This is a genomic window from Mycobacterium helveticum (assembly GCF_007714205.1).
GTDB lineage: Bacteria > Actinomycetota > Actinomycetes > Mycobacteriales > Mycobacteriaceae > Mycobacterium > Mycobacterium helveticum.
In genome coordinates, this window is record NZ_VMQU01000271.1 from 1 (window position 1) to 1,675 (window position 1,675).

Here is a 1,675-nt window from a genome sequence, read left to right on the forward strand (position 1 = left end):
GGGCTAGTTCCCCAGGGGCGGCGCCCCGCCGTGGTGCAGGAAAATTTGGCTCGAGTCACCCTGGAATCTGCCGGGCGTGGTGATCGTTGATGGCGCTGGTGGGATTGTCCTGTTCGGGGGACACTGGCGTGGTGTTTCGGTTGACCCCGGACGCTCTATGGTGCCGGTGAGCCTGCGGGCTAGTTTGGTGGCGGAGGGCATGTTTGTCATCCGCGGGAGCCGTGGATTGTTGCCTGTTGAGCACGCGTGTCAGAATCCTGTTTTCACCCCGCCCTCCCCGGAACACGCTCCGATACAAGCGAGTTCGGATCGGACGTGAGTCCGGGAACGGTGGTGAGGGATGGATGTGGTGCATCCGCGGTGCGCGGGTATCGATATCTCCAAGCGCGACGCGAAGGTGTGTGTGCGGGTCCAGGGAGTCGGCAAGAGGCGCACCGCGTCGACGGTGACGACGTGGGGTGCGGTGACCAACCAGATCCTGGCCCTGCGCGAGCACCTGCTCGAGCAGAAGATCACCTGTGTGGTGATGGAGGCCACCAGCGATTATTGGCGACCGTTTTACTACCTGCTCGAAGAGCATTTCGAGGTGATGCTGGTCAATGCCCGTGACGTTAAGAATGTGCCCGGACGCAAGAGCGATGTGTCCGATGCCGCCTGGCTCGCAGATCTGGGCGCCCATGGGCTGGTGCGGGCCTCGTTCGTGCCGCCAGAGCCGATCCGGGTGCTGCGGGATCTGACCCGCGCCCGCACAGTGATTACCCAGGAGCGCACCCGGGAGATCCACCGCCTCGAGAAGCTGCTCGAAGACGCCGGGATCAAACTGTCCTCAGTGGCCACCGACATCACCGGCGTGTCGGGGCGGTTGATGTTAGCGGCTCTCATCGACGGACGCGACGATCCCGCGGTGATCGCCGATCTGGCGAAACGTCGGTTGCGGTCGAAGATCCCGGCGCTGACCGAGGCCCTCAACGGACACTTCACTGCCCACCATGCGTTCATGGCCCGACTGTTTCTGGACCGGATCGACGCCCACACCGCCGATATCGACCGGCTCTCGACCCGCATCGACGAGGCGATGGAACCTTTTCGGGCGGCCCGGGAGCTGCTGTGCAGCATCCCGGGCTTTTCCACGACGGTCGCTGAGGTGTTCGTCGCCGAGACCGGCGCGCAGATGAGCGAGTTCCCCACCGCCGGGCATCTGGCCTCCTGGGCAGGCACCGCCCCAGGGAAAAACGAGTCCGCCGGACGGGTGAAATCGACTAAGACCCGCCCCGGAAATCGCTACCTCAAGGGCGCCCTGGGCATCGCGGCGCTGGCGGCGTCCCGTTCCAAGGGAACCTACTTCTCGGCGAAGTACAAGCGGATCGCCGCCCGTCGCGGCCCGATCAAAGCCCTCGTCGCCGTCGAACACGCCATGCTCGTCGCCGCCTGGAACATGCTGCGCAACGGTGAGTTCTACCGTGATCCCGGCGCCGACTATTTCACCCGCCATGTGCCCGCCAAGACCAAGGCGCGTGCAATCGGACAACTCGAATCATTGGGCTACCAGGTAACCCTGCAACCCCTGGCCGACACCGCATAACCACACACGGGCTCACGAACCCCATCGACAGCGCCGGCGGGTCACCCCTACCTGCGCTCACCGGCTTGTGGTCACTTCTATTTTCGTGTCAGA

1 protein-coding gene is annotated in these 1,675 nt (G+C 64.4%); it reads left to right on the top strand.

Features of this window, described 5'->3' with window-relative positions; all coding sequences use genetic code 11:
• Positions 1-340 precede the first annotated feature (340 nt).
• On the top strand, positions 341-1,582 hold the full coding sequence (locus FPZ47_RS27400) for an IS110 family RNA-guided transposase (RefSeq protein ID WP_144957407.1): 1,242 nt from the start codon (positions 341-343) through the stop codon (positions 1,580-1,582).
• The last annotated feature ends 93 nt before the right edge of the window (positions 1,583-1,675 follow it).